This is a genomic window from Nocardia arthritidis, assembly GCF_011801145.1.
GTDB classification, from domain to species: domain Bacteria; phylum Actinomycetota; class Actinomycetes; order Mycobacteriales; family Mycobacteriaceae; genus Nocardia; species Nocardia arthritidis_A.
On the sequence record NZ_CP046172.1, the window covers coordinates 563,150 to 589,255 of the forward strand.

The following is a 26,106-nucleotide window of genomic DNA, read 5'->3' on the forward strand; positions in this document are numbered from 1 at the left end:
GATCTCATTCGGACCGAAAACTCAGCTTGACGTCGCCGAGTACGGCGGCGTCTTCGCGTTCGACAACCGTTGCGGCGATGGTCAATTCGTCATCATCACGCCAGATCCGGGTCCGGATGGTCTCGCCGGGATAGAGCACCCCGGCGAAGCGGGCGCGAAAGCCGGTCACCCGGCTCGCATCAGAGTCGAGCGCGGTATCGGTGGCCGCCTTGCACACCATCCCGTAGGTGCACAGGCCGTGCACGATCGGGTTGGGAAAGCCTGCGGCGCGGGCGAATTCGGGATCGGAATGCAGCGGGTTACGGTCGCCGCACAGGCGGTAGAGCAGCGCCTGCTGCGGCAGTGTCGGCGTGGTGACGTCGTAATCCGGGGCCCGATCCGGCAATTCGGATTTGACGCTGGGTCCGCGCTCGCCGCCGAAGCCGCCCTCACCGCGGGCGAAGATCGAGGAGCGGGCGGTCCACAGCGGTGCGCCGTCGGAGCCGGTCGCGGTCGTCTCCTGCACGATCACCGCGGCCGTTCCCTTGTCCCAGATCTCGGCGATCCGCCCCGTGACGGTCGCCTTGCCCGCGGCCGGGATCGGGCGGTGCACCCGCACCTCCTGATTCCCGTGCACCACATGCGCGAGCTCGATGTCGATGCCGGGGAAGTGGACTCGGGGCGGTTCGGTTTCCCGCAGCGTCGGCGCGACCGTCGCGAAGGTCGGAAGTACTTGCGGTGCGGTGTCGTTCAGGTAGCGCAGTTCCGCCGGGTCGGTCCAGCGCGCGCCCGCGCCCAGGCCGAGATGGTAGAGCTGCACATCCGATGGGGTCCAGCTGCACTCCCGGCTCGGAAGTTCCGCGCCGAGTGCGACTTTCGGATCGATGGGCATCAGTTCTCCTCCTGGCCGCCGACGGCGGATGCGATCGGATGGTCCGCCTTTTTCCGCGCCATGTCGAGTACGGCGAGGTATCCGAAGGTCAGCGCCGGTCCGATGGTCGCGCCGGGGCCCGCGTAGGTGTGGCCCATCACCGGTGCGCTGGTATTGCCGCACGCGTACAGGCCGTCGATCACCGACTTGTCCTCGCGCAGCACCCGTCCCGCGGTGTCGGTGACCAAACCGCCCTTGGTGCCGAGATCGCCCGGCACGATCTGCACCGCGTGGAACGGCGGCTGTACCAGCGCGGCGAGGCAGGGATTCGGCTTGTTGGTCGGATCGCCGTAGTAGCGGTCGTACGCGCTGTCGCCGCGCCCGAAATCCGCGTCCTTGCCGGTCGCGGCGAACCCGTTGAACCGCTCGACGGTGGCGCCGAGCCGATCGGCGGGCACCCCGATCTTCTCCGCCAGCTCGGTAATGGTCGGCGCGGAGGCGATCACGCCCTTCTCCAGCCAGCGACGCGGAAACCGCTGTCCCGGTTGCAATCCCGCGAAGATGTAGCGGTTCCGGTAGCGCTGGTCGAAGATCAGCCAGGCGGGAATGTTCTCGCCGGGCCCCTCGCCCTGTCCGTACTCGCCGCCGTACATGGTGTGCACCGCCTCGACATACGGCGCGGATTCGTTGCCGAACCGCTCGGCCCGGTCGTTGACGATCAGGCTGCCCGGCAGATTGCGTTCGGCCAGGCAGAACCACGGGCCGCCGGTGAGCGGGATCGACGGACCCCACCAGGCGTCGGCCATGAAATCGACCGCGGCGCCGAGCTTCTGGCCGGCCCGGATACCGTCGCCGGTATTCGAGGACGCACCCGTCGTCCATTCGGTGCCGATCGGTTCGCGCTGGTATTTGTGCCGCATCTCGGCGTTGTGCTCGAAGCCGCCGCTGGCCAGCAGCACGCCGTAGCGGGCGCGCACCGTCACCTCGTTCCCCTCGTGTTCCACCTGGACGCCGACCACCACGCCGTCCTCGGTGATGAGGTCGGTCAGCGGAGTGTTGAGCAACAGGGGAATTCGCGCGTCGAGCAGTGCCTTGCGCAGCGCGGCGACCAGCGCCTGCCCGCGCCCGACGAGGCGCTGCCCGAGTGCCCGTGCCTTGAAGGTGCGCGCGCCAACCCGGAATACCCGCAGGAAGCCGCGCGCGGTGCGCCGATGCAGGTTCAGCCACTTGAAATCGGCCTGGGTGACAACGACATTCAGCGGCGCCTTGGCGAAATCGGGTTGCATGGCGCGTGCCTCGGCGCCGAGTGCCTTGGTGTCGAACGGCTTCGGCTCCACCGAGCGGCCGAGTGCCCGCCCGCCCGGCGCCTCCGGGTAGTAGTCGGAGTAGCCGGGCACCCATCGCATCTTCAGCGGGGTGTTGCGCAGCAGGAAGTTGAACGCCTCCGGCCCCCGGTCGATATAGGTGTCGATCCTGTCCCGGTCGACCACATCGCCGATGATGCTGTGCAGGTAGGTGCGGGCCGCCTCGATATCGTCCGCACCCGCCTTCTTCAGCGCGTCGTTGGTCGGTATCCACACGCCGCCGCCGGAGCGCGCGGTCGAGCCGCCGTAGAACTCCGACTTCTCGACGATCACCACGCTGAGACCCCGGTGAGCTGCGGTGAGGGCGGCGGTCATACCGCCGGCGCCGCTGCCGACCACCACCACGTCGTATTCCCGATCAATCATGTAGAACACGTTATAGAATGATGCCGCTGTTGGTCTATGTTGTCTGGCAGCAGACTTTTATACATTGAGAAAACTTGTTTCAGTTTCGGACCGGAGTGAAGTACATGGGGCGCGAGTGGGACCTGACCGCGGACGTGGTCGTCGTCGGATTCGGTGCGGCGGGCGCCGCCGCGGCGCTGGAGGCGGCCGCCGCCGGTGCGCAGGTGCTCGCGCTGGACCGGTACGCGGGCGGCGGCGCGTCGACGCTGTCCGGCGGCGTCGTCTACGCGGGCGGCGGCACATCGATCCAGCGCGCGGCCGGTATCGACGACACGCCGGAGGCGATGCTCGCCTATCTGGAAAACGAAGTGGGGGACGTGGTTTCCCCGGAAACACTACGGCGTTTCGTCGACGAAAGTCCGGCGATGATCGAATGGCTTGCCGGACATGGTGTTCCGTTCGAGGCGTCGCTGTGTCCGTACAAAACCTCCTATCCGAACGACGACTACTACCTCTACTACTCGGGCAGCGAGGCATCCGGCATGGGCCGGGCCGCCGCGAAGCCCGCACCGCGCGGGCACCGCGCGAAAGGCCGGGGAACGTCGGGAAAACAGCTGTACGGACCGCTCGCCGCCGCCGCGTCCCGGATGGGTGTGCGCTTGGAAACCCTCACCAGGGCAACGCAATTGATCACCGATGACAACGGAACGGTGATCGGCGTCGAATGCCGGACGTTGCGCGACGCGCCGGGCGGCGTGCGCGCCCGATACACCAGGATGGCCAAGCTATCCGCGAAACCCGGCATCTACTACCGCCCGCTGCGGCAGGCCATGGATCGTCAACTGGCACGGCTGGATCGCCGCTACGCCACCACGATTCGAGTGCACGCCCGCCGCGGCGTCGTGGTCAGCGCGGGCGGCTTCATGGCCAACCGCGGCATGGTCAGGGAGCACGGCCCGCAATATCGCGGCGGGCTGATACTCGGCACCAGCGGCGACGACGGCAGCGGCATCCGGATGGCCCAGCAGGTGGGCGCGGCCACCGACCGGATGGGCAATATCTCCGCGTGGCGGTTCATCCTGCCGCCCAGCGTGTTCACCGGCGCGCTGCTGGTGGACGCGGCGGGCGGCCGGGTGATCGACGAAACCAGGTACGGCGCGGCGGTGGGCCACAAGCTGATCAACGAGCACGGCGGAAAGGGTTGGGTACTCGCCGATTCCGAGTTGATGCGCACGGCAGCCGCGCAGATCCGCACCCAGTCGACCTGGTTCCAGCGGGCCCAGTTCGAGGCGATGCGTCGCACCGCGGTGCGCGGTGCGACGTTGGAAGCCGTTGCCGCCAAGGCCGGAGTCGATCCGGCCGGGCTGCGTGCGACGGTCGCGGCGCACAACGACGCCATCGAGGCGGGCGCACCCGACCCGGTCGGCAAACCCGCCGAATTCACCAAACCCGCACGCGTTGCGCCGTTCTGGCTGTTGGATGTCGGCATCAAACCGAGCCTGACCAATCCCTGCGCGATGCTTACGCTGGGCGGCGTCGTCGTCGACGAGCGCACCGGCGCGGTGAAATCCGCTGCGGGTGCGGATATTCCAGGTCTGTACGCGGCGGGACGCACCGCCGTCGGGATCTGCTCGGACTCGTATGTGAGCGGGCTTTCGCTGGCCGACTGCATCTTTTCCGGACGCCGCGCGGGCAAGTCCGCGGCCGGAATCGAGCAGGTGCTCGATCAGACAATCGTGGAAGGGAATTAGCGTTGCTGTCCGACGCGGTACGCACCGAACTGGCCGATGAACTCGCGCGCGCCGAGCGCGACCGGGTGCCCATCGATCCGCTCATCACCCGGTATCCGGATATCGACGTGGTCGATGCGTACGAGATCCAGCTGATCAATATCCGGCGCAGGCTCGACGGCGGCGCGAAGGTGGTGGGGCACAAGGTCGGCCTGTCGTCGGAGGCCATGCAGCGGATGATGGGCGTCGACGAACCGGATTACGGCCACCTGCTCGCGGAAATGGAAGTGCGCGAGGACATTCCGGTCGATGAGGGGCGTTACCTGTATCCGCGGGTGGAGGTGGAGGTCGGCTTCCTGCTCGGCGCCGACCTGCCCGGTGAGAACTGCACCGAGGCAGACGTATTGGCGGCGACCGTGGCCTACGCACCCGCCATCGAGCTGATCGATTCGCGGATCAAGGACTGGAACATCCGGCTGTGCGACACCATTTCCGATAACGCGTCATCGGCCGGATTCGTGCTCGGCGCCGGGCGGGTCGCGCCGAAGGATATCGACATCAAGGGCATCGACGCGGTGCTCACCCGCAACGGCGCGGTGGTCGCCGAGGGCCGCAGCGATGCCGTGCTCGGTGATCCGGTGATCGCCGTGGCCTGGTTGGCCCGCAAGGTCGCCAGTTTCGGGGTGCGGTTGCGCGCGGGCGATGTGGTGCTGCCCGGTTCGTGCACCCGCGCCATCGACGCGCGCCCCGGCGATCAATTCCACGCCGAGTTCGCCGGACTCGGCTCCGTCCGTTTGCAATTCAGCTGAGGAGACTTCACGTGAATAGGAAGGTAGCCGCCGCGATCGTCGGATCCGGCAATATCAGCACCGACCTGCTGTACAAACTGTTGCGCTCGGATTCGGTCGAGCCGCGCTGGATGATCGGCATCGACCCCGATTCGGAGGGGCTGAAGCGGGCGCGCGGGCTCCGGTTGGAAACCTCGCACGAGGGCGTCGACTGGCTGCTGGCCCGAACCGAACTGCCGGAACTGATTTTCGAGGCCACCTCGGCGTATGTGCATCGCGCCGCCGCGCCCAGGTACGCCGAGGCCGGTATCCGCGCCGTGGATCTCACCCCGGCGGCGGTGGGTCCGGCGGTGGTGCCGCCGGTGAACCTGGACGCGAATATCGATGCGCCCAACGTCAATATGATCACCTGCGGCGGACAGGCCACCATACCCATCGTCGCGGCGGTTTCGCGGGTGGTGCCGGTGGCGTACGCCGAAATCGTCGCCTCGGTGTCCTCGGTATCGGCCGGGCCGGGAACCCGCGCCAATATCGACGAATTCACCAAGACCACCAGCCGCGGCGTCGAGACCATCGGCGGTGCGGCGCGCGGTAAGGCCATCATCATCCTGAACCCGGCCGAACCGCCGATGATCATGCGCGACACCATCTTCTGCGCCATACCGGAGGATGTGGATACCGATGCGATCGCCGAATCGATCCACCGTATGGTCGGCGACATCCAGCACTACGTACCCGGCTACCGGCTGCTCAACGAGCCGCAATTCGATCCGCCGTCGGTGATATCCGGTGGTATGGCGAAGGTTTCGGTATTCGTCGAGGTGGAGGGCGCGGGCGATTTCCTGCCCCGTACGCGGGCAATCTCGACATCATGACCGCGGCGGCCACCAGGGTCGGCGAGGTCATCGCTCAGCAGATCGTCGCGGCCCGGGTGTAAAGGAGCCAAATCATGCCTTATTCCGCAGAACTCGATATCCGCGTCACCGACACCTCGCTGCGCGACGGTTCGCATCACAAGCGCCATCAGTTCACCGCCGCCGAGGTGCGCGATATCGTCACCGCGCTCGACGGCGCCGGTGTCCCGGTCATCGAGGTCACCCACGGTGACGGGCTCGGTGGCTCGTCGTTCAACTACGGGTTCTCGAAAACGCCTGAGCAGGAACTCATCACGATCGCCGCCGAAACCTCGAAGCAGGCCAGGATCGCGGTGCTCATGCTGCCCGGCGTCGGAGTGAAGGAAGACATCAAGATCTCGCGCGACAACGGCGCGTCGATCTGCCGTATCGCCACCCACTGCACCGAGGCCGATGTCTCCATCCAGCACTTCGGTTTGGCACGCGAACTGGGTTTGGAGACAGTTGGTTTCCTGATGATGTCGCATTCGCAGCCGCCGGAGGTGCTGGCGAAGCAGGCCAGGATCATGGCGGATGCCGGCTGCCAGTGCGTATACGTCGTAGATTCGGCGGGAGCGCTGGTGCTGGAGCAGGTTTCGGATCGCGTCGCCGCGATCGTCGCCGAACTCGGCGGCGACGCGCAGGTCGGATTCCACGGCCACGAGAACCTCGATCTCGCGGTGGCCAATTCCATCTATGCGATTCGCGCGGGTGCGACCCAGATCGACGGCAGCACACGGCGTTTCGGCGCGGGGGCGGGCAATACGCCGGTGGAGGCGCTCGTCGGCGTATGCGACAAGCTCGGCATCAAGACCGGTATCGACTTCTTCGCCATCGCCGATGCCGCCGAAGACGTTGTCCGCCCGGCCATGCCGCAGGAATGCCTGCTCGACCGCCAGTCGCTGATGATGGGTTACGCGGGCGTCTACTCCAGCTTCCTCAAACACGCCGAGCGCCAGGCCGAACGCTACGGCGTCTCCGCCGCCGAACTGCTCGTCCGCGCGGGCCAACGCAAACTCGTTGGCGGCCAGGAGGATCAGCTCATCGATATCGCCTTGGAACTCCAGCGCGAACAACACACCGTCACCGCATAATCCGAAACAGCCGGTTGCCGCGGCCCACCTACCGCGCCAACCGGCCAATTACGTATTCGAGGCAACAACCCCTCCGGCGTTGTCCCGAAACAGGTCCGCCTACAACCAGGTGTCGAGGGTGGTTGTGGTGAGGAAGTGTTCGAGGTCGGCGCGCCAGGGGGCCGGGACGGTCTTGTCCGGTTCGATGGCGGTGTATTGGCCGCGGTAGAAGAGGAGGGGGCGGCCGGTGGCGGTGGCTTCGGTGAGGGAACGGACGCGGCCGATGACGATGTGGTGGTCGCCGCCGTCGACGACACTGGCCACCTCGCATTCGATGGCGGCCAGTGTTTCGTCCAACACCGGAAGATCCAGTTCCGAGGTGCGCCAGGTGATTCCGGCGAATTTATCGGGCTCGCGCGAGCCGAAGCGGGCGCACAGCTCGCGCTGCTCCTCGGCCAGCACGTTGACGCAGAAGCGCCCGGACAGCTCGATGGCGGCCCACGAACGCGAGGTCTTGGTGGGGCAGAACAGGACCAGTGGTGGATCGAGGGATAGCGCGGCGAACGACTGACACGCGAACCCGACCGGTGCGCCCGCCTCGTCGAAGGTGGTGATCACCGTGATGCCGGTGCAGAACTGTCCGAGCACATTCCGGAAGACTCGCGGATCGATCTCCGGAAACTGTTCCGCTGTCATGGTTTCGCCGCCCCGCCCGTCACTGCTCGCGCTGTCCGATGGTGAAGTCGTGACCCCACAGGCTCACCGCGGTGGATTCCCGCGCGATCCAGTCCTTGTCGTCGACTTCCAGGCCCTCGCAACCGAATTCGATATCGAATCCGCCCGGGGTCTTCATGTAGAAGGAGAGCATCTTGTCGTTCACGTGCCGCCCGAGCGAGGCCGACATCTTGACCTTCTTGCGCAGTGCGCGATCCAGGGCCAGCCCGACGTCGTCGGCGCGCTCCACCTCGAGCATCAGGTGCACGATGCCGCTCGGCGTCGGCATCGGCAGGAAGGCCAGCGAGTGGTGGCGCGGGTTGCAGCCGAAGAACCGCAGCCACGCGGGTTCGCCGTCGGCGGGCCTGCCGACCAATTGCGGTGGCAGCCGCATCGAATCGCGCAGCCGGAAGCCGAGGACGTCGCGGTAGAACTCCAGCGCGGCCTTGTCGTCCTTGGTGCTCAGCACCACATGCCCGAGACCCTGCTCCTCGGTGACGAACCGATGCCCATACGGCGTGACGAGGCGCCGATGTTCCAGCGCGACACCGTGAAACGCCTCCTGGACATTGCCGGAGGGATCCTCGAAGACGATCAGCTCGTCTACCCGCCGGTCGGCCTTCTCCTGTGCGGTGCCCTCCTTGAACGGCACCCCGGCGGCCGACAACCGATCCCGGATGTCCTGCAGCTCACCGGCATTCGCGGTTTCCCAGCCGGAGGCTTGCAACCGGTCCTTTTCGCCGGGCACGATGACCAACCGCGCCGGGAACTCGTCCATGCGCAGATACAGGGCCTCCGGATCGGTGCCCTTGCCCTCGACCAGACCGAGTACCTTCAGCGCGTATTCGCGCCAGGCCGCGATGTCGGTGGCCTCGATGCGCAGATATCCGAGCGAGCGGATTCCCATCACTTCCCCTTCGCACTCGACAGGAAATCGACTGCCAGTCGGTTGAATTCGTCGAACTTCTCGAGCTGGGCCCAGTGCCCGCAGCCGCCGAAGACATGCAGCTGCGCGCGCGGGATCATCTTCAGAGCCACGATAGCCCCGTCGATCGGATTCACCCGGTCCTCACGTCCCCAGATCATCAGCACCGGTTGCCGGAGTTTGTACGCGTCACGCCAGAGCATGCCCTGCTCGAAATCGGCTCCGGCGAAGGACTTTCCCATCGCCCGCGTCGCGGCGAGCGATTCCGGCGTACTCGCGGAGGCGAATCGCTCCTCGATGAGTTCGGGCGTGATCAACGACTGGTCGAACACCATGATCCGCAGGAACGCCTCCAGATTCGCCCGGGTGGGTTCGGCGTTGAAGGCGGCCAGCTTCTTCACGCCCTCGGTCGGATCGGGCGCGAAGACGTTGACGCTCAAGCCACCCGGTCCCATCAGGACCAGCTTGCCCGCCCGGTCCGGATGGTCGAGCGCGAACCGGACGGCGGTCCCGCCGCCGAGCGAATTACCCAGCAGGTGAACGCGATCCGTGATCTCGAGGGTGTCGAGAAGATCCTTCAACGCCGACGAGCTGTGCACGAAATACTGCGGATGGTCGACCGGCTTGTCCGACAGCCCGAATCCGGGCTGATCAACCGCGAGCACATGGAACTGTCGCGCCAGCACCGGAATATTGCGGGCGAAGTTGGACCACGAGGACGCGCCGGGCCCGCCGCCGTGCAGCAGCACGATCGTCGGCCCATTGCCGACTCCGGCCTCGTGATAATGCAGCTTCAGATCCGGACGCACCTGTGCGTAACGAGATGTCGACTCGCGGGTGAGTTCCGCGGTTGAGGTCACACTTCCACCTTCCTGACATTTGCCGACCGGGGAAGCGAAGCGCCCCCGGTCGCGGAACAGCGTCCGATGGCCAACGCATAAGCAGCGCGGCGGCGCTGCGTTGCGTTGGGCATCACACCATTCCGTCGGTGACCGGCAATCCGAATTCATGCGTGCCGTACATCAGGTAGGCCCGCTCGGGATCGTTCGCCGCGTGCACCCGCCCGGCATGCGCGTCACGCCAGAATCGTTGCAGCGGTGTGCCGTTGGCCAGCGCGGTGGCGCCGGAGCTCTCGAAGAGCTTGTCGATCGATGCGATGGCGCGTCCGGTGGCGCGCACCTGATCGCGCCGCGCCCGCACCCGCATGTCGAACGGAATCTCTTGTCCGGCAACGAGGCACGCGTATTCGTCGGCGACATTGCCGGACAGCTGGCGCCATGCGGCATCGATATCGCTCGATGCCTCGGCGATGTGCACCTTGGTGAACGGATCGTCCTTCGCCTTCTCGCCGGCGAAGGCGGCACGCACCCGCTTGCCCTGATGTTCGACGTGTGCGGCGTACGCGCCGTATGCCATGCCGACGATCGGCGCCGAGATGGTGGTGGGATGGATTGTGCCCCACGGCATCTTGTAGACCGCATCGGTGTTCTGGGCCAGGCCGGGCGATTTCAGCTCGCTCATCGTGCGGAAGCTGAGGAAGCGGTGCCTGGGTACGAAAACATCTTCCACCACAACGGTATTCGAACCGGTGCCGCGCAGGCCGACGACATTCCACACGTCGTCGATCCGGTATTCGGTGCGCGGGATGAGGAACGAGCCGAAGTCCACCGGCTTGCCGTCCTTGATCACCGGACCGCCCAGCACCGCCCAGGTGGCGTGATCGCATCCGGAGGACCAGGCCCAGGCGCCTTTCACCAGATATCCGCCGTCCACGACGACGCCCGCGCCCATCGGCGCGTACGACGAGGAGATCCGCACGTCGGTGTCCTCGCCCCAAACCTCTTCCTGGGCTTGCTGATCGAAGAGCGCGAGATGCCAATTGTGCACGCCGACAATGCCTGCCACCCACCCGGTGGAGCCGCAGGCGCTGGCCAGTTTGCGCACCGTGTCGTAGAACAGCACCGGGTCGGCGGCGTGTCCGCCCCACTGCTTCGGCTGTAGCAGGCGGAAGAATCCGGTCTCCTGCAGTGCCTTCATCGTCTCGTCTGGTATGCGCCGCAGGTCCTCGGCCTCCTGCGCGCGTTCGCGCAGCGTCGGCAACAGCGCCTGGACCCGCTCGGTCACTTCCTGCGTCATTTCCGGACCTGCTCCTGCCTGGTCGATTGATAACCGGTACTCATTTGCATCTGAGACTAGAACAGGTTCTTATTCCTGTCGAGAACCGGCCGACGGCAGGGGCATTAAAAGGATCTTCCCATGATGTGCCGCTGATCGCTGGCATGAAACCCGACATTTTTGTAACGTGTTCTAGTACAGATGAGGAGGGATTAGCGATGTCGGTTACCCCCAAGGGGAGCGGTGCGAGGATCCGCGAGCTGGACGTCGGCAGCGCGCCGACCCGCTACGCGCGGGGCTGGCACTGCATCGGGTTGGCCAAGTCGTTCCGCGACGGCAAGCCGCACTCCGTGCACGCGTTCGGCACCAAGCTGGTGGTTTGGGCGGACAGCAGCGGCGAGCTGAAGGTGCTCGACGCCTACTGCAGGCATATGGGCGGCGACCTCAGCATGGGTGAGATCAAGGGCGACGACATCGCCTGCCCGTTCCACGACTGGCGCTGGGGCGGCAACGGCAAATGCTCGTCGATTCCGTACGCCCGCCGGGTTCCGCCGCTGGCGCGCACCAGATCCTGGCTGGCCATGGAGCGCAACGGTCAGCTGTTCGTCTGGCACGACCACGAGGGCAATCCGCCCGCACCCGAGGTCACCATCCCCTACGTCGAGGGCGCGTACCAGGACGACGACGGCACGAACTTCGAGACCATGCGCGACGGCTGGACCGAATGGACCTGGAACTCGATATTGATCGAGGGCGCCAACTGCCGCGAAATCATCGACAACATGGTCGATATGGCCCACTTCTTCTACATTCACTTCGCGTTCCCGACCTACTTCAAGAACGTGTTCGAGGGCCATATCGCGACACAGTTCCTGGAGACCAAGGGGCGTCCCGATATCGGTATGGCGGCCAAGTACGGCGGCGATACCACGCTGAAATCGGTCGCGTCCTATTTCGGGCCGTCCTACATGATCAACCCGATGACCAACATCTACAGCGGGTACGAGATCAAGACGGTTCTGATCAACTGCCACTACCCGGTGACGCAGGATTCCTTTGTGCTGCAATGGGGTTTGACCGCGGAGAAGCCGAAGGGCATCGGTGACGAGGCGGCGACCAAGATGGCCGCGAAGCTCACCGACGGCATCAGCGTCGGCTTTCTGCAGGACGTGGAGATCTGGAAGCACAAGTCCAAGGTGGACAACCCGCTGCTCTGCGACGAGGACGGCCCGGTGTACCAGCTGCGGCGCTGGTACGACCAGTTCTACGTGGACGCGGCCGATGTCACCGAGAAGATGACCCAGCGCTTCGAATTCGAGGTGGACACCGCCAAGGCCAACGAGGCGTGGGAGCAGGAGGTCGCGGAGAACCTGCGGCGCAAGCGGGAGGCCGACGCGAAGACGGCGGACGTCTGATGGTGACCTGGGCGAAAGCACCCGACTTCGCCGACCAGCCGGCGCGGCGGGCCGAAGTGCGCGCCCAGACCGTGCTGGACCAGCAACGCTATCTGGACGATGGCATGACACCGCTGCGGTGCCAGTCCTGCCAGATCCGAGTTCTGGTGCGCAAGAACAGTTCTCGGCACACCTCGCTGCAGTGGACGGAACCGCCCGGGAACCGCTGCCCGGTATTCGCCGAAATCAGCGGGCCCGGGAAGCCGGTATCGTGTCCGCAACTGCAGCGCACCATCGAATGGGCCGTCCGCGAGGGGCTGCTGGAGGTTCCTGAATAACGCTGTGCCGCAGTGTTATTCGAGGGTGAAGTCGGCGAAATCGAATCCCGGCGAGACGATGCAGCTCACCAGCGCGTACTCGTCACCGACCGGACGGGCGGCCTGCCGGGCGCCGCCCGGCACCACCGCCTGCGGCACCTGTCCGGCCGCCACGTCCGGTCCGAGCACGATTTCGTCGCCCTCGATATTCAGCAGCAGCGGCCCGCCGTCATGCCACAGCCACAGCTCGTCCGAACGCACGGTATGCGGTGCGGAACTCTCACCCGGCATGAGCAGAAAGTAGATCGCGGTCGCGCTGGCCCGCGCCCCCGAATACCCCTTCGGCTCGAATTCCACAGCGCTACGCCACGTTTCCCGAAACCATCCCCCCTCGGGATGCGGCGTCAAATCCAGGGCGGCGGCCAACGGCGGTCGACTATCGGTCATGCATCGACCGTATCGGCTCCACTCCATCCGCGCTGGCCGTCGAGATCGGAGTATGTCGATCAATCGTCGTAGTGGTATCGGCACGACACTATGTGCACGGTGTCGTCGGAACAGCGGTACACAAGTCGGTGTTCCTCGGTGATCCGACGCGACCACCACCCGGAAAGGTTGTTGCGCAACGCTTCTGGCTTACCGATGCCTTCGGCGTTGCCGTTGCGGCAGATGTCCTCGATGAGCCGGTTCACCTTCTTCAGGATCGCGCGGTCGACAACCTGCCAATGCCGGTAGTCTTCCCAGGCGCTGGGATCGAACGCGATTTTCCGGCTCACGCATCATCCTTGCTCTCCACGTCGATGAGGTCGTGGTACTCGACCGCACCGGACTCGGCGCGCTCGATCGCCTCGAGCAGGCGTCGCGCGTTCTTGCGGCTCGACAGCAGATAGTTGGTTTCTTTCATCGCCGACCACTCACGCAGGCTGATCACCACGGCCGGTTCCTTACCGCCGCTGCGGGTGATGACGACTTCTTCGTTGTCCTCTGTGGCTGCGTCGAGAACTGCGGCGAAGTTGGCCCTTGCCTCGGTGGCGTGCATGGCTCGCATGGCTGCTTCCTATTCCTGGAGAATAGGACCAGTCTACATGATTATGTACTTAATTAGGTACAGATAAGCAGACTGGGAGGGAACTGCCATGCGGATCGCCTGACCGGCGAACTCGCCGTGCTGTATTTCGGCCAGCTCCACCAGCCGGCCGCCCGAATGTCGCGAAGTACGGAATGATTTCGTCGTAGTCGGCGGCGGCGTGGTCGTATACGGCGGCGATCTCGGCCGTCCGCCCGGCATTCGTATCAGTCACGTTCGGAGCGTGACGACTCGCTCTGGCACCGCACTTGCATCGCACTGTCGAGGGGCGGCCGTCGATTCCGGCTGTACCCGATCGGTGTAGCTCATGAGCTCGTGGTACTCGACCTCATCGGCCTCGGCACGTTCAATGGCCTCGAGCAGGCGGCGTCCGTTCTTGCGGCTCGACAGTAGATAATTTGTTTTCTTTCATCGCCGACCATTCGCGCGAGCTGATCGCGGCGGCGCAACGCCGGCGACAGCGCCGGGGGCGGATTGTGACGGTAGAACTGGTTGGGTGGATGGTGTCTCGAGTGAGTTGATGGAACGGCACGGTGAACTGCTGGGGAGGTTGCTGCCCGGCGGGCCGACGGGGGTGCGGGAAGGGCAGTTTCATACCGTGGTGGTCGGGGCGGCGGTCGTCGTCTGCTTTGCTCGCACCGAGGCGGCCGCGGCACGGTTGCCGATGCGGGCGGCGGTGTTGCGGACCGTCGGGCGGCTGGATCTCGGGGTTGCGGTTCCTGAAGTGTTGGGCGGCAATGGTGTCGGTGATGATGCGGCGTACTTGGTGTTGAGCCGGATTCCGGGTGAGCCGTTGGAGTCGTCAGCGCTCCGGGATCCGGAGCTGGCGGAAATTGTTGCCGGGCAATGTCGTGCCGTTTTGCAGCGGCTGGCGGCCGCCGGTGCGGATCCGGCGGTGCGGGCGGAGCTTCCCGTCGTGGCCGCCGACCGTTGGCGCGAATTCGCCGATGATGTTCGGGCCGAGCTGTATTCGCTGATGAGCGCGGACGGGAGGCGACGGGCCGAACGGGAATTGGCGGCGTTGGACGGGCTGCCGCATCGCACCGACGCCGTGGTGCACGGCGATCTAGGCGGTGAGAACCTGCTATGGGAGTTCGATCGCGGGCGGCCCGTACTGCGTGGTGTGATCGATTGGGATGGTGTGTGTTTGGGGGATCCAGCCGAGGATTACGCGGCGTTGGTGGCCGCATACGGCGCGGGCTCGAGCCGATTACTACACGGCGACGATGACGATATCGCGGCCAGAATCGCCATTATTCAAGGAACTTTCGCGCTACAGCAGGCGCTCGACGCGCACCGCGACGGCGACGCCGACGAACTGGCCGACGGTCTCGCCGGCTACCGCTGACCCGGCTCTCCAGCCCAGCGGTAGCGGGAGAGCCGATTCGGCGTCAGCCCTCGAGTTGGTCACGCCGGAACCCCCATGGCAGGGATCGGCTATATCCCGCGAGGCGTTCCGGTGTTTGCCTTGATACAAGGACTGGGCCAGAACGTCAGGTGGACACAGTGACCGCGCGATTCCGCATTCACACCTACAGCGCCGGAGAGACCGGCATATTCGTCAACAGCTATCTGATCGAGACCGCCGATGGCGTGGTGCTCATCGATGCCAACCTGCTGGTGTCCGATGCGCGGGCATTGGCGGCTCGCCTTGCGGCGCTGCACAAGCCGCTGCTCGGGGCGTTCGTGACCCACCCGCATCCGGATCATTTCAACGGCCTGCCCTATGTCGTTCCCGACGACGTGCCGGTCTATGCGACGGCAGCCGTGGCGAAGGTGATCGAGGAGAGTGCGATCGCCAAACGTGAGCAGTGGCAACCGACCTACGGGGATGAATGGCCGGACCGGTATCGGGTGCCCGAAAACCTGATACCGAGCGGATCCGGTGTGGTGCTCGGCGGGGCGACCTTCACGGTTCATGATGTCGGTCCAGCCGAAAGTCACGCCGACTCTTATATTTTGGCCGAAGCAGGCGAACAGCGGGTCGCGTTCATCGGCGATCTCGCATTCGGCGGCGGCGTGCATTCCTATATGACGGACGGACATTCGGGGTCTTGGCTTACCGCGCTCGATCGCCTGACCGGTGAACTCGCCGGGCTGCCGCTGTATCCGGGGCACGGGCCGGTCGGGGATCGCGGGTTGCTGTTCGACCAGCGGAAGTACCTGGTGATGTATCGAGAAGCGGTTCGGCGCATCGGATCCGGCGCCGCCGAACTCACCGATGCGCAGAAGGACGAGTTGTCGGCGGTGTTGACCGAGTTCTTACCCGACGCACCGCTGGCCTGGTTGGTGCCGTTGGGCGCGGACCCGGTCGCCGCCGAACTCGCCGCCTCGGGGGCGGTCTAGCTGAACGGGGTGCGCGGGCGCTCCTGGAGGACGTCGTCTACGTAGATGTCGACCTTTTCGTTGTAGAAGCAGACGAGTCCGGCGACCTTCTGACTTTCCGGGAGCGGGGTGCGGTAGCCCCAGACGATGTCCTTGTGTTCCTTGTCGCCGACGCGCACGGACCAGTACTCGGCGGTGCCCTTGTACGGGCAGGAGGTGTGGGTGTCGGTGGGGGTGAGCAGGTCCATGCGGACGTCGGTCAGCGGGAGGTAGTAGCGGGCGGGGAGGCCGGTTTCGAAGAGGATGTGCGGGCAGTGCGAGTCGGCGACGGTGACGCCGTCGATCTCCACCCGGACATGCCGGGAGCTGGCGAGGATGTCGACCCGGGTGTACGGATCGCGCGGGTGGACGAAGATCGGCTCGTTCTCCTCGAACCATTCGAATTTGTCGAATTGCAACCGGACCAGGTCGTTCAGCTCCGGCAGCGGCGAATCGTGATACCGCAGCGCCGCACCCGCCGCCGTACTTCCGTTCACCACCACGTCGTAGACGGTGCCCTCGCCGCGGCTGGGGGAGTGCTCGGTCCGGCCGGCCGGCTCCGATTTCGCGTGCAGATCGGCCGCGGGCAGGTAGTAGGTGGGGTAGTGCGGGCTCTCCCAAACGAGCACCGGCCGCACGGTGTCGGCCACCAGGTGCCCGCCGAGGTAAGCCCGTACGCGCTTCTGTCCGATCTCCACTTTGACGCGTCCGCGCTTCGGTTCGGTCATACCACCCGAGGGTACGCCCCGCAGGTGAATCCCTATTGCCGCGCAGCCGTTTTCAGTGCCTCGAGCAGTTCGGACATATCCGCGTCCATCCTGGCCAGCCGCGCTTGGTCGAATCCGGTGAGCCGAGAGACGATCGCGGCGCCGAAGGCGCGCCGGGCCGCGGTGAGCCGGTCGCGCCCTGACGGGGTGAGCTCGACGAGCACCGCCCGCGAGTCGGCCGGGTCGCTGCGCCGGGTGGCGTAACCGTCGGCGACCAACCTGGCGATCAGCGCGGTCGCGGCCGGCTGTGAGCACCGGTCGATCCTGGCGAATTCGCTCACCCGGACCGCGCCGTGCTCGTCGAGCACGGCCAGCGCCCGCATGACCGCGCGCGGTAATTCCTCGCCGCTGATCACCCCGGCCAGCCGGGTGAGCCGACCGGCGGTGACGAGTAGATTGACCACGATGTCGTCCGGGGTGGTCACCTGAGTCTGCTGCACCCCACTATTATTACATAAGCTAACTATGTAAGTGGGCCTGACAGATTCAGGTGAGTACCGGCCTGTGCGCCGCACCGAAGAGTTGTGCGTCCGCGTGTGCCCGTTTGAAGAACAGGTGCGCGTCATGTTCCCAGGTGATGGCGATGCCGCCGTGCAGCTGAATGGCCTCGGCGACGATCGCGCCGAATGCCTCGGTGCAGTGCGTCCTGGCCACCCAGACATCCTCGGCGACGGTCGGGGTCTGTTCCGTGAGCGAATCGATCGCCAGCGCGGCGGCCGACTTCGCCGACTCCAGCAGGACGTACATATCCGCCATCCGGTGCTTGAGCGCCTGGAAACCGCCGATCGGGCGGCCGAACTGCACCCGGGATTTGGTGTACTCGACCGTCATCTCCAGGCACCGCTCGGCCGCGCCCACCTGCTCTGCCGACACTGCGGCCCAAGCGATTTCGCGTAGGCGGGCGATGAGCGGCCCCGGATCCGCCGACCCGAGCCTGCGTCCAGGTGTTGCGGCGAAACCGATTTCGGCCAGTTTGCGCGTCGGGTCCATGGTCGGCACGGTCCGCGCATCGGCCCGCGCCGGATCCACCTCGAACAACCCGGACGAGGTGATGACGATCAGTGTGTCGGCGTTCGTTCCGTCGAGAACATAATGCGCTGTGCCGGTGAGTGTTTCACCATCAGATTCGACGCCGAGACGGTCCCAGCCGTCCGCGCCCGCCCAGCACACGGCGAGCGTGCGACTGCCGTCGGCCACCTCCGGCAGCAGGCGCGCGCAGGCATCCGCATCGCCCGACAGCAGCAGCGCCTGCGCGCCGAGCACCGCGGAGCCGAGCATCGGCACCCCGGCCAGCGTGCGCCCGAGTTCCCGTACCACCATCAGCGATTCGGCCAACCCGGCGCCGAACCCGCCGTATTCCTCGGGTATCGCCAGCGCGCCGACCCCGGCCTGTTCACACAGCAGCCGCCACAGCGTCGGGTCGTAACCGAGTTCGGTGTCCATGGCCGCACGCACGGCGTCCCGGCCCGCGTGTTTGGCGAGCAGTGCCCGGACCGATGTTGTGAATTCCGCGAGCTCGTTCATATCCGCGCTCCGCTCCGGCATGACCGTTTTGTTCGCTCGCTCATGCGGTGCCCCGCTCCGCCTCGTCCCGCAGCGCCCGCGCGATTCTGGATCGATGCAGATCCGGTGTGCCCCAAGCGGTTCGGAGCGCAGGCACCCTGGTCAACCACAGCGAGAGGTCGTATTCGGCGGTGTACCCGATCGCGCCGTGCACCTGTAGCGCGGCCCGCGCCGCGCGGTAAGCCGCGTCACCGCAGGCGAGCGCCGCCGCCGAAACATCGCGCGTCCTGGTCGGCTCGGACATGGTGAGCGCGGCCCGGAACAGCAGCGGTTCGGCCAGCTCCAGCCCGATCAGCACATCGGCCAATTTCTGCTTGATCGCCTGAAATTCGCCGATCGGCCTGCCGAACTGCTTGCGCTGCTTGGCATATCCGGTCGCGGCGTCGAGCAGCGCCCGGCCCGCACCGAGCAGCTGTGCGGCGCAGGCCAACGCGCCGTAATCGAAGGCGGCCGCGATGGCCTCGGCGACGCCGTCACCCGCGGCCACCACCTCGTCGGCGGCAACGGTGCACAGCCGTCGCGCCGGATCCAGCGAGCGCACCAGCCCCGTCCGATGTCCGGTGGACAGTCGATCGCCCGCCGCTATCAGGACCACGTCGGCGGTATCGGCGTCCAGCGCGGTGGCATCCATGCCGAGCGTGCCCGTCGCGGTGCCGTCGGCGAAGGCGGGCAACCAGCGCCGCGCCCCCGCCTGATCCGGAAGTGCCTGCAGCAGTGCGGGTATCGCGGCCGCCGTCTCGATCAGCGGTCCGGGCGCCGCGGCCCGGCCGAGTTCGACGAAGGCGACCACCAGATCGATCGGCTCGGCGCCGACACCGCCGTATTGTTCACCGACCGCGAGCCCGAGCACCCCGGCGCCGCCCAGCTGACGGATCAGGGCACGGCCCGGCTGCGGATCTCCTGCGGCCCAGGCTCTTACGGCGGCCGGGGTGCGCCCGGCGTCGAGGAGCTTGCGCACGCTGGTGCCGAAGTCGAGTTGTTCCGGGCTGAGCGCGAACCTCATCGGCTGCTCCCTCGCGGTAAGCCGAGCAGCCGCTCGGCGATGATATTGCGCTGAATCTCGTTGGTACCGGCGTAGATCGGTCCGGAGAGCGCGAAGAGATAGCCGTCGGTCCACGGCCCGGATCGCTCCGCCGCCGCGCCGAGCACCTCGAATGCGCTCTCGTGCATGGCGATATCCAGCTCGGACCAGAAGACCTTGGTGATCGAGGATTCGGCCCCGAGCTTGCCGCCCTCGTTCAGCCGGGTGACCGTGCCGAGGGTGTGCAGCCGGTAGGCCTCGCTGCCGACCCAGGCGTCGACCACCGCGTCGCGCTGCGTGGTGCTCGTCTCGTCGCCGCGCTCCAGCCAGAGGTCGCGCAGCCGCCGCGCGGTGGCGCTGAATCGTCCTGGGCTGCGCAGTGATAGGCCGCGCTCGTTGCTGGAGGTGCTCATCGCCACCCGCCAGCCCTCGCCCGGCTCGCCGATCACATCGCGGTCCGGTACGAAAACCTCGTCGAGGAAGATCTCCGCGAAACCGGGTTCGCCGTCGAGCTGCGGAATCGGCCGCACCGTCACGCCGTCCGCGGCGAGCGGGAACATCACATAGGTGAGCCCCTTGTGCCGCTCGGCCGCCGGATCGCTGCGGAAGAGGCCGAAGGCCCAATCCGCGTATGCCGCACGGGAACTCCATGTCTTCTGTCCGCTCAGCAGCCAGCCGCCGGTGGTGCGCCGCGCGGTCGAGCGGATGCCGGCGAGATCGCTGCCCGCCTCGGGTTCGGACCAGGCCTGCGCCCAGATATCGTCGCCGCGCGCCATCCGCGGCATGATCCGGGACAGCTGTTCGTCCGTGCCGTGCTCGAAAAGTGTTGGTGCCAAAAGGAATATGCCGTTCTGGCTGACGCGTCCAGGTGCACCGGCCGCGTAGTACTCCTGCTCGAACAGGACCCACTCCAGCAGCGACGCGTCGCGGCCGCCGTATTCGGCGGGCCAGGACACCACGGAAAGCCGAGCGTCGGCGAGGGTCCGCTCCCATTCCCGGTGCGCGGCGAAGCCTGCCTTGGTATCCATCGACGGCAGCGGGCGGGCCGGTTTGTGGGCGGCGAGGAAATCCCGGACCTCTTGCTGGAAATCCAGTGTCGCCTGGTCTAAATCGAGATCCACCTACGCGGTTCCGTTCTGCTCGGCCGTACCTGCCTGGGCCTTCATGGATTTGGCGTTCATCCCGGCCAGCGCGTCGGCGCCGACCTCGGCATTGTGCGCGTGCGCGAAATGGTGCAGGCCGAAAACCGAATCCATGCCGGCGCGCATACCCATCAGGTCCTCGGCCTGATTCACCGCCTTCTTGGTCAGCGCGAGGCCGAATTGCGGCATGGCCGCGATCTTTTCGGCCAGTGCCAGGGTTTCGACGACGAGATCGTCGCGCGGCACCACCCGATTGACCATGCCCCATTCCTTGGCCTGCGCCGCGCCGAACCGGTCGCCGGTGAACAGGAATTCCTTGGCGGCGCGCGGGCCCATCACCCACGGGTGCGCGAAGTACTCCACACCTGGAATGCCCATGCGCACAACGGGATCGGAGAAGAACGCGTCATCCGCGGCGATGATCAGATCGCAGACCCAGGCCAGCATGAGCCCGCCGGCGATGCAGGCGCCCTGCACCATGGCGATGGTGGGCTTGGGAATTTCGCGCCAGCGGCGGCACATGCCGAGGTAGACCTCCAGCTCCCTGGCGAAGCGCTGATCCCCGCCCACCCGGTCCACATGGTCCCACCACAGCGCCGCCTTGTTCCGGTAGCGCACGTGGTGGTCGCGGCCGGGCGTGCCGATATCGTGCCCGGCGCTGAAGTGTTTTCCGTTGCCCGCCAAGACGATAACGCCGACATCCGGATCCTCGACGGCCCGCTCGAACGCGGCGTCGAGCGCGTATGTCATCACCGAGTTCTGCGCGTTGCGGTAGTCGGGCCGGTTCATCGTCACCAGGGCGGCCCGGCCGCGCACCTCGTAGGTGACCACATCCGGTTCGTACGGGATCTCCTCCGGCATCAGTTCTCCTCACGTAGTTGCCGCTTGAGCACTTTCCCCGCGGCGCTGTAGGGCAGCCGGTCGCGGAATTCCACGAAACGCGGCACTTTGAAGTTCGCCAAAACCTTTGTGGCATGGGTGATCACCTGCTGCTCGGTGAGTTCGGCCCCCGGCTTACGCACCACGTACGCCTTGCCGACCTCGCCCATCCTGGCGTCCGGCACGCCGATCACCGCGGATTCGGCGACGCCGTCCAGGCGGGCCAGCGCCTGCTCGATCTCGGCCGGATAGACGTTGAAACCGCCGCAGATATACATGTCCTTGAGCCGGTCGGTGATCTTCAGATAGCCGTGCTCGTCGATGGTCCCGATATCGCCGGTATGCAGCCAACCGTCGGAATCTATTGTCTGGGCGGTGCTTTCGGGATCATCGAGGTAGCCGAGCATGACATTGGGTCCGCGCAGCAGCACCTCGCCCGCCGGGCCGAGCCGCAGTTCGAAGCCCGCGATCGGCCTGCCGCAGGTGTTCGCGATGGTGTCGGCATCGTCGTCGGCCCGGCACATGGTGCCGAATCCGGCCGCCTCGGACAGTCCGTAAGCCGTTATCACCACGTCGAATCGGAGTTCGGCACGCATGCGCTCCACCAGCACCACCGGGACGGTCGCGGCCCCGGTGACGGCCACCCGCAAGGTGCTCAGGTCGAAGCGCGCGCGGTCCGGATAGTCGAGGATGGTCTGATAGATGGTCGGCGGGCCCGGCAGCACCGTAATCCGTTCCGTGCTCACCAGCCGCATGGTTTCCGGAACGTCGAAGACGGCCTGCGGAACGATCGTCGCGCCGGTGACCAGGCAGGCGAGAATGCCCGCCTTGTAACCGAAGTTGTGGAAGAACGGGCTGACCACCAGATAGCGGTCGTCGGCGCGCAGGGTGGCGCATTCGGACCAGGCCCGGACCACCGAGAGCGCCTGCCGATGCGCCACCAGCGTGCCCTTGCTGCGCCCGGTGGTGCCGGAGGTGAAGAGGATGTCCGAAATATCCTCGGGGTCAACGGATTCCGCGAGTTTGCGGATGTCGTCGAGCGGTACCGACGCGCCGATGGCGGCCAGCTGTGACCAATTCAGCGCATCCGATGCCGTGTCGGTCTCCGGCTCGACCGGGATGGCGATCACCGTGTCGATTGCCAAGTCCGGTGCAGTGGCACGCAATTCGGCGAGCCGATCGCGGCCGAGAAATGGTCCGGCGACGAAAAGCGCCTTCGCGCCGACTCGTTCGAGCACATCGACGGCCTCTTCGGCGACGTATCGGGTATTCAACGGAACCAGTGCCGCGCCGCAGTAATGGGCGGCCAGTGCGGCGACCACCCAGTGGTGGGTATTGGGCGCCCAGATGGCGACCCGTTCCCCGGGCCGCACCCCGCGCGCGACGAGTGCGCGGGCCACCTCCTGTACGGCCGCCAGCAGCTGGTTCCAGTCCAGCCTGACCGGCCCGTCGACGAGTGCCTGCGCGTCGCCGAAGGTGGCCGCGGCGGCGTGCAACGCCATTGGTGTGGTCTGTGCAGGGCTTGTCACGGCTGTCCTCACCGTCCGGTTATGCCCGAACTCTACAAAGCAAGTGCTTGGTAGGTTATCCTACCGGCGTGGTTGTGATCCAGACCTCAGATTCCACCGGCGCCGCGTCCGGCGCACCGGAATCCGCGGCAGCCGACGCGCGTTTCGCCGCCGAGGTGCGGGACTGGCTGGCGGAGAATCTCGCGGGCGAATTCGGGAAACTGCGTGGCCTCGGCGGCCCCGGCCGGGAACACGAGGCCTTCGACGAGCGCCTGGCCTGGGACCGGCACCTGGCCGCGGCGGGCTGGACCTGCCTCGGCTGGCCGGTCGAGTACGGCGGCCGCGCGGCATCCGTGCGCCAGCAGGTGATCTTTCACGAGGAGTACGCGAAAGCCGACGCACCGTCCCGGGTTTCGCACGTCGGTGAGGAACTGCTCGGGCCGACCCTGCTCGCCTTCGGCACCCCGGCCCAACGGGACCGCTTCCTGCCGGGCATCAAAACGGTGTCCGAACTGTGGTGTCAGGGCTATTCGGAACCAGGGGCCGGCTCCGACCTGGCCGCCATCACCACCGCCGCCCACCTGGACGGTGACGAGTGGTCGATCAGCGGCCAGAAGATCTGGACCTCGCTGGCCCATGTGGCCGACTGGTGCTTCGTCCTCGCCCGCACGGAGCGCGGCTCCTCCCGGCACAAGGGCCTGTCCTACCTGCTGGTTCCCATGAAACAGCCGGGTGTGGACGTGCGCCCGATCGTCCAGCTCACCGGCACGTCGGAATTCAACGAGGTCTTCTTCGACAACGCGCGCACCGGGGCCGACCTGGTGGTCGGCGCGCCGGGTGACGGCTGGCGTGTCGCGATGGGGACCCTGAACGTCGAGCGCGGCATCTCCACGCTTGGTCAGCAGATCCGTTTCGCCCGCGAACTCACCGATATCGAGGCGCTGGCCCGCCGCACCGGCGCGGCGGACGATCCGCTCATCGCCGACCGGATCGATCGCGCCTGGGTCGGCCTGCGCGTGTTGCGTGCGCACGCGCTGCGCACCATGACCGATGCGGGCGCCGACGCCGCCGGACAGGCCTCGGTGGCAAAACTGTTGTGGGCCAACTGGCATCGCGGTCTCGGCGAACTCGCCATGGCGGTGCTCGGACCGTCCGGGCTGGTGGCGGGGGAGCGCGATCTCACCGAATGGCAGCGGCTGTACCTGTTCACCCGCGCCGACACCATCTACGGAGGTTCGAACGAAGTGCAGCGCAACATCATTGCCGAGCGGGTGCTCGGACTACCGAGGGAAGCAAGGTCATGAACTCACCACTTTCCATTGCGCCGCAACCTGTTCCGGGCCACGGCCTGCTGACCGGCCGGATCGCGGTCGTCACCGCGGCCGCGGGCACCGGCATCGGCTCGGCCACCGCGCGGCGGCTGCTCGCCGAGGGCGCCGATGTGGTGGTCTCCGACTGGCACGAAAGGCGTTTGGCCGAAACGGAAGTCGAGTTGAAGGGGGAGTTCCCGGAGCGCAGGGTCGCCGCGATCGCCTGCGACGTGCAGCGCACCGATCAGGTAGACGCGCTGGTGCGCGGCGCGGCGGCGGCGTTCGGCCGCATCGACATCATGGTCAACAATGCCGGGCTCGGCGGCGAGACGCCGGTGGTGGATATGACCGACGAGCAGTGGGACCGGGTACTGGATATAACCCTGAACGGAACCTTTCGATGCACCCGTGCCGCCCTCGCCTATTTCCGCGCGGCGGGCCACGGCGGCGTCATCGTCAACAATGCGAGCGTGCTCGGCTGGCGTGCGCAGCGGGGGCAGGCGCACTATGCCGCGGCCAAGGCGGGCGTGATGGCGCTGACCCGGTGCAGTGCGTTGGAGGCCGCCGAATTGGGGGTGCGAATCAACGCGGTCGCACCGAGCATCGCGCGGCATGCCTTCCTGGACAAGGTCAGTTCCACCGAACTGCTCGACCGGCTGTCCGAGCGGGAGGCGTTCGGCCGGGCCGCCGAGCCGTGGGAGGTCGCCGCCACGATCGCCATGTTGGCCAGCGACTACACTACTTACCTGACCGGCGAGGTGGTCTCGGTGAGCAGCCAGCGGGCGTGAGTCCGCTTGTGCGCGTTGGGGTGTATGTCACAGTGGGTTGCTGACACTTGTCGGGGTATGCGGCAGCTGAACACCGAGTGATCTTCAGGTGAACCACGATTGCCGTTGGTTTTCTATCGAATTGCGCCATTCGCCGCGAACCTTGCGCATCGGTAGCGTCGATGCCAGCAAACCATCGGAATGCACGTGCATTTGCGCGTGCATTGCTGATCTAGGATGATTTCATCGTCCGAAATGCATTCCCGAACGCGCCAATGCGCCTGAGTGCGATCGCATTTCGGCATTCGCGTCGATTGCGTAAATGGGCGGCTGATCAGGTGCAAAAGGGTGGCGCGTCGGACCGCCGGTTGTGCAATGCTGGTGGAAGTCGGATCCCGAACTTCCTAAGGGGCGATGGCTATGGGCCCGGATCGCCCACATGCCCGCGAACAACTGGAACTGGACCTGGTGCGCGAGGTCGTGCTCGCCCGGCGCCGGATGGAGAGTCTCATCCGCGCCGCGCTCACCCTCGGTGCCGAGCTCATGCAACACACCTCGCGGGACGCGACCGCTACTCGCGCCGTGCAAATTCTCGAACTGTTCGCCATCGATGAGGGTGAGATCGCACGCGATCCCCGCGGTGCGCTGCGCGCCGATATCGAACGCGATCAGGAGCGCGCCCGGCGTCTCGGTTACACGATCGAACCCGAGAGTGTGGACACCGAACAGGATCGGCGAAGACAGCGGCAGACCGAGCTGCTGTGCGAGGTGCGCGCCGATCTGCTCGAGGTGCTGCGCAAATGCCGCAAATTCCAGTTGGACCGCGGGGCATTCGCGGACGAGATCGCGCAGGGTCTCTGCGACGCCACCGACAAGCTGGTGATCGGCGCCGATATGGACACATACAACGCCTGGCAGCGCGGCATGGTGCTCAAGCTGATCGAGGAGCCGACGCGCTACGGCCCACCTCGGGTGATGGCGACGGTCGACGCAGGCCCGGGGCGCGGCCCGCTGACCGTGGAGTGGGACAGCTGCGAGCGACGGCTGGCGCTGGTGGCGCGATTGGCGCGAGCGGGCATGTCCCCGTTGGTGATCTGCGATCGCCTGCTCGCGGACCTGTCGGTCTCATCGCCGCTGCGCTACTCCGTTCGCTGAGCCGGACCGCCGCGCCAGGGTTACCCGCGCCCAAC

26 protein-coding genes and 1 pseudogene are annotated in these 26,106 nt (G+C 66.5%); 11 read left to right on the top strand and 16 right to left on the bottom strand.

The window, feature by feature from the left end:
* Window positions 1-4: 4 nt before the first annotated feature.
* Window positions 5-871 carry a MaoC family dehydratase gene (locus F5544_RS02630; RefSeq protein WP_167471680.1) on the bottom strand — a complete coding sequence of 289 codons (867 nt, stop codon included), beginning with the start codon at window positions 869-871 and terminating at the stop codon, window positions 5-7.
* A complete protein-coding gene (gene kstD, locus F5544_RS02635; protein ID WP_167471681.1) occupies window positions 871-2,580 on the bottom strand; it encodes a 3-oxosteroid 1-dehydrogenase in 1,710 nt (569 codons plus the stop codon). Before kstD ends, F5544_RS02630 begins: the two co-directional genes overlap by 1 nt.
* Window positions 2,581-2,684: 104 nt before the next feature.
* On the opposite strand from kstD, the gene F5544_RS02640 reads away from it, so the two are divergent.
* From F5544_RS02640 to dmpG, 4 genes and pseudogenes are all read left to right on the top strand, one after another.
* A complete protein-coding gene (locus F5544_RS02640; protein WP_167471682.1) occupies window positions 2,685-4,310 on the top strand; it encodes an FAD-binding protein in 1,626 nt (541 codons plus the stop codon).
* Window positions 4,311-4,312: 2 nt separating this feature from the next.
* Complete coding sequence (locus F5544_RS02645; RefSeq protein WP_167471683.1) at window positions 4,313-5,098, top strand: 2-keto-4-pentenoate hydratase; 786 nt, start codon at window positions 4,313-4,315, stop codon at window positions 5,096-5,098.
* An 11-nt stretch (window positions 5,099-5,109) separates the two neighbouring features.
* Window positions 5,110-6,014, top strand: a pseudogene (locus F5544_RS02650) (acetaldehyde dehydrogenase (acetylating)).
* A 12-nt stretch (window positions 6,015-6,026) separates the two neighbouring features.
* Window positions 6,027-7,064 carry a 4-hydroxy-2-oxovalerate aldolase gene (dmpG, locus tag F5544_RS02655; RefSeq protein WP_167471684.1) on the top strand — a complete coding sequence of 346 codons (1,038 nt, stop codon included), beginning with the start codon at window positions 6,027-6,029 and terminating at the stop codon, window positions 7,062-7,064.
* 99 nt (window positions 7,065-7,163) lie between these two features.
* On the opposite strand, the gene hsaB is transcribed toward dmpG, so the two are convergent.
* The 4 genes from hsaB to hsaA all read right to left on the bottom strand — a co-directional run bounded on the left by hsaB (window position 7,164) and on the right by hsaA (window position 10,818).
* On the bottom strand, window positions 7,164-7,739 hold the full coding sequence (gene hsaB, locus F5544_RS02660) for a 3-hydroxy-9,10-secoandrosta-1,3,5(10)-triene-9,17-dione monooxygenase reductase subunit (protein WP_167471685.1): 576 nt from the start codon (window positions 7,737-7,739) through the stop codon (window positions 7,164-7,166).
* Between the two features lie 19 nt (window positions 7,740-7,758).
* Window positions 7,759-8,664 (bottom strand): iron-dependent extradiol dioxygenase HsaC, encoded by a 906-nt coding sequence (gene hsaC, locus F5544_RS02665; protein ID WP_167471686.1) that lies wholly within the window; start codon window positions 8,662-8,664, stop codon window positions 7,759-7,761.
* Window positions 8,664-9,542 carry a 4,5:9,10-diseco-3-hydroxy-5,9,17-trioxoandrosta-1(10),2-diene-4-oate hydrolase gene (gene hsaD, locus F5544_RS02670; RefSeq protein WP_167471687.1) on the bottom strand — a complete coding sequence of 293 codons (879 nt, stop codon included), beginning with the start codon at window positions 9,540-9,542 and terminating at the stop codon, window positions 8,664-8,666. The genes hsaC and hsaD overlap by 1 nt, the downstream gene beginning before the upstream one ends.
* Before the next feature lie 112 nt (window positions 9,543-9,654).
* Window positions 9,655-10,818, bottom strand: a complete 1,164-nt coding sequence (hsaA, locus tag F5544_RS02675) for a 3-hydroxy-9,10-secoandrosta-1,3,5(10)-triene-9,17-dione monooxygenase oxygenase subunit (RefSeq protein ID WP_167471688.1) — start codon at window positions 10,816-10,818, stop codon at window positions 9,655-9,657.
* Between the two features lie 197 nt (window positions 10,819-11,015).
* On the opposite strand from hsaA, the gene F5544_RS02680 reads away from it, so the two are divergent.
* Together F5544_RS02680 and F5544_RS02685 are read left to right on the top strand one after the other, a co-directional pair.
* Complete coding sequence (locus tag F5544_RS02680; protein WP_167471689.1) at window positions 11,016-12,212, top strand: Rieske 2Fe-2S domain-containing protein; 1,197 nt, start codon at window positions 11,016-11,018, stop codon at window positions 12,210-12,212.
* Window positions 12,212-12,529, top strand: coding sequence for a hypothetical protein (locus F5544_RS02685; RefSeq protein ID WP_167471690.1), 318 nt, complete (start codon window positions 12,212-12,214; stop codon window positions 12,527-12,529). The genes F5544_RS02680 and F5544_RS02685 overlap by 1 nt, the downstream gene beginning before the upstream one ends.
* A gap of 15 nt (window positions 12,530-12,544) precedes the next feature.
* Here F5544_RS02685 and F5544_RS02690 read toward each other — a convergent pair whose 3' ends face one another.
* The 3 genes from F5544_RS02690 to F5544_RS02700 are packed head-to-tail and all read right to left on the bottom strand — an operon-like array spanning window position 12,545 to window position 13,556.
* On the bottom strand, window positions 12,545-12,955 hold the full coding sequence (locus tag F5544_RS02690; protein WP_167471691.1) for a cupin domain-containing protein: 411 nt from the start codon (window positions 12,953-12,955) through the stop codon (window positions 12,545-12,547).
* 59 nt (window positions 12,956-13,014) lie between these two features.
* Window positions 13,015-13,284, bottom strand: coding sequence for a Txe/YoeB family addiction module toxin (locus tag F5544_RS02695; protein ID WP_167471692.1), 270 nt, complete (start codon window positions 13,282-13,284; stop codon window positions 13,015-13,017).
* A complete protein-coding gene (locus F5544_RS02700) occupies window positions 13,281-13,556 on the bottom strand; it encodes a type II toxin-antitoxin system Phd/YefM family antitoxin (RefSeq protein ID WP_167471693.1) in 276 nt (91 codons plus the stop codon). The genes F5544_RS02695 and F5544_RS02700 overlap by 4 nt, the downstream gene beginning before the upstream one ends.
* A gap of 559 nt (window positions 13,557-14,115) precedes the next feature.
* Here F5544_RS02700 and F5544_RS02705 point away from each other — a divergent pair.
* On the top strand, window positions 14,116-14,943 hold the full coding sequence (locus tag F5544_RS02705; RefSeq protein WP_167478944.1) for an aminoglycoside phosphotransferase family protein: 828 nt from the start codon (window positions 14,116-14,118) through the stop codon (window positions 14,941-14,943).
* A 158-nt stretch (window positions 14,944-15,101) separates the two neighbouring features.
* Window positions 15,102-15,941 carry an MBL fold metallo-hydrolase gene (locus F5544_RS02710; protein WP_167471694.1) on the top strand — a complete coding sequence of 280 codons (840 nt, stop codon included), beginning with the start codon at window positions 15,102-15,104 and terminating at the stop codon, window positions 15,939-15,941.
* Here F5544_RS02710 and F5544_RS02715 read toward each other — a convergent pair.
* From F5544_RS02715 to F5544_RS02745, 7 genes are read right to left on the bottom strand one after another with little or no spacing between them, the layout of a single operon-like run.
* Entirely contained in the window at window positions 15,938-16,687 is a 750-nt protein-coding gene (locus F5544_RS02715; protein WP_167471695.1) for a DUF427 domain-containing protein, read from the bottom strand. The genes F5544_RS02710 and F5544_RS02715 overlap by 4 nt on opposite strands.
* Before the next feature lie 32 nt (window positions 16,688-16,719).
* On the bottom strand, window positions 16,720-17,166 hold the full coding sequence (locus F5544_RS02720; protein ID WP_167471696.1) for a MarR family winged helix-turn-helix transcriptional regulator: 447 nt from the start codon (window positions 17,164-17,166) through the stop codon (window positions 16,720-16,722).
* A 46-nt stretch (window positions 17,167-17,212) separates the two neighbouring features.
* Window positions 17,213-18,250 (bottom strand): acyl-CoA dehydrogenase family protein, encoded by a 1,038-nt coding sequence (locus F5544_RS02725; RefSeq protein WP_167471697.1) that lies wholly within the window; start codon window positions 18,248-18,250, stop codon window positions 17,213-17,215.
* 40 nt (window positions 18,251-18,290) lie between these two features.
* On the bottom strand, window positions 18,291-19,292 hold the full coding sequence (locus tag F5544_RS02730) for an acyl-CoA dehydrogenase family protein (RefSeq protein WP_167471698.1): 1,002 nt from the start codon (window positions 19,290-19,292) through the stop codon (window positions 18,291-18,293).
* Window positions 19,289-20,431: an acyl-CoA dehydrogenase family protein gene (locus F5544_RS02735; RefSeq protein ID WP_167471699.1), complete on the bottom strand. Its 1,143-nt coding sequence runs from the start codon at window positions 20,429-20,431 to the stop codon at window positions 19,289-19,291. Before F5544_RS02735 ends, F5544_RS02730 begins: the two co-directional genes overlap by 4 nt.
* The gene (locus F5544_RS02740; protein ID WP_167471700.1) at window positions 20,432-21,313 is read right to left on the bottom strand and encodes an enoyl-CoA hydratase; all 882 of its coding nucleotides are present in this window, start codon (window positions 21,311-21,313) and stop codon (window positions 20,432-20,434) included.
* Window positions 21,313-22,860 carry a FadD3 family acyl-CoA ligase gene (locus F5544_RS02745; RefSeq protein ID WP_275107010.1) on the bottom strand — a complete coding sequence of 516 codons (1,548 nt, stop codon included), beginning with the start codon at window positions 22,858-22,860 and terminating at the stop codon, window positions 21,313-21,315. The genes F5544_RS02740 and F5544_RS02745 overlap by 1 nt, the downstream gene beginning before the upstream one ends.
* A gap of 77 nt (window positions 22,861-22,937) precedes the next feature.
* On the opposite strand from F5544_RS02745, the gene F5544_RS02750 reads away from it, so the two are divergent.
* The 3 genes from F5544_RS02750 to F5544_RS02760 all read left to right on the top strand — a co-directional run bounded on the left by F5544_RS02750 (window position 22,938) and on the right by F5544_RS02760 (window position 26,071).
* A complete protein-coding gene (locus tag F5544_RS02750) occupies window positions 22,938-24,143 on the top strand; it encodes an acyl-CoA dehydrogenase family protein (RefSeq protein ID WP_275107045.1) in 1,206 nt (401 codons plus the stop codon).
* On the top strand, window positions 24,140-24,937 hold the full coding sequence (locus tag F5544_RS02755) for an SDR family oxidoreductase (RefSeq protein WP_167471702.1): 798 nt from the start codon (window positions 24,140-24,142) through the stop codon (window positions 24,935-24,937). Before F5544_RS02750 ends, F5544_RS02755 begins: the two co-directional genes overlap by 4 nt.
* 399 nt (window positions 24,938-25,336) lie before the next feature.
* A complete protein-coding gene (locus F5544_RS02760) occupies window positions 25,337-26,071 on the top strand; it encodes a hypothetical protein (RefSeq protein WP_167471703.1) in 735 nt (244 codons plus the stop codon).
* Window positions 26,072-26,106: the final 35 nt, after the last annotated feature.

Excerpts from the sequence above, each read along its gene's own strand:
- F5544_RS02630 (WP_167471680.1), bottom strand. The coding sequence starts at position 871 with ATGCCCATCGATCCGAAAGTCGCACTCGGCGCGGAACTTCCGAGCCGG.
- F5544_RS02725 (WP_167471697.1), bottom strand. The coding sequence starts at position 18,250 with ATGAACGAGCTCGCGGAATTCACAACATCGGTCCGGGCACTGCTCGCC.
- F5544_RS02760 (WP_167471703.1), top strand. The coding sequence starts at position 25,337 with ATGGGCCCGGATCGCCCACATGCCCGCGAACAACTGGAACTGGACCTG.
- F5544_RS02640 (WP_167471682.1), top strand. The coding sequence starts at position 2,685 with ATGGGGCGCGAGTGGGACCTGACCGCGGACGTGGTCGTCGTCGGATTC.
- dmpG (WP_167471684.1), top strand. The coding sequence starts at position 6,027 with ATGCCTTATTCCGCAGAACTCGATATCCGCGTCACCGACACCTCGCTG.
- F5544_RS02715 (WP_167471695.1), bottom strand. The coding sequence starts at position 16,687 with ATGACCGAACCGAAGCGCGGACGCGTCAAAGTGGAGATCGGACAGAAG.
- F5544_RS02690 (WP_167471691.1), bottom strand. The coding sequence starts at position 12,955 with ATGACCGATAGTCGACCGCCGTTGGCCGCCGCCCTGGATTTGACGCCG.
- F5544_RS02685 (WP_167471690.1), top strand. The coding sequence starts at position 12,212 with ATGGTGACCTGGGCGAAAGCACCCGACTTCGCCGACCAGCCGGCGCGG.
- F5544_RS02680 (WP_167471689.1), top strand. The coding sequence starts at position 11,016 with ATGTCGGTTACCCCCAAGGGGAGCGGTGCGAGGATCCGCGAGCTGGAC.
- F5544_RS02730 (WP_167471698.1), bottom strand. The coding sequence starts at position 19,292 with ATGAGGTTCGCGCTCAGCCCGGAACAACTCGACTTCGGCACCAGCGTG.
- hsaB (WP_167471685.1), bottom strand. The coding sequence starts at position 7,739 with ATGACAGCGGAACAGTTTCCGGAGATCGATCCGCGAGTCTTCCGGAAT.
- F5544_RS02755 (WP_167471702.1), top strand. The coding sequence starts at position 24,140 with ATGAACTCACCACTTTCCATTGCGCCGCAACCTGTTCCGGGCCACGGC.
- hsaA (WP_167471688.1), bottom strand. The coding sequence starts at position 10,818 with ATGACGCAGGAAGTGACCGAGCGGGTCCAGGCGCTGTTGCCGACGCTG.
- F5544_RS02705 (WP_167478944.1), top strand. The coding sequence starts at position 14,116 with ATGGAACGGCACGGTGAACTGCTGGGGAGGTTGCTGCCCGGCGGGCCG.
- F5544_RS02700 (WP_167471693.1), bottom strand. The coding sequence starts at position 13,556 with ATGCGAGCCATGCACGCCACCGAGGCAAGGGCCAACTTCGCCGCAGTT.
- hsaC (WP_167471686.1), bottom strand. The coding sequence starts at position 8,664 with ATGGGAATCCGCTCGCTCGGATATCTGCGCATCGAGGCCACCGACATC.
- F5544_RS02740 (WP_167471700.1), bottom strand. The coding sequence starts at position 21,313 with ATGCCGGAGGAGATCCCGTACGAACCGGATGTGGTCACCTACGAGGTG.
- kstD (WP_167471681.1), bottom strand. The coding sequence starts at position 2,580 with ATGATTGATCGGGAATACGACGTGGTGGTGGTCGGCAGCGGCGCCGGC.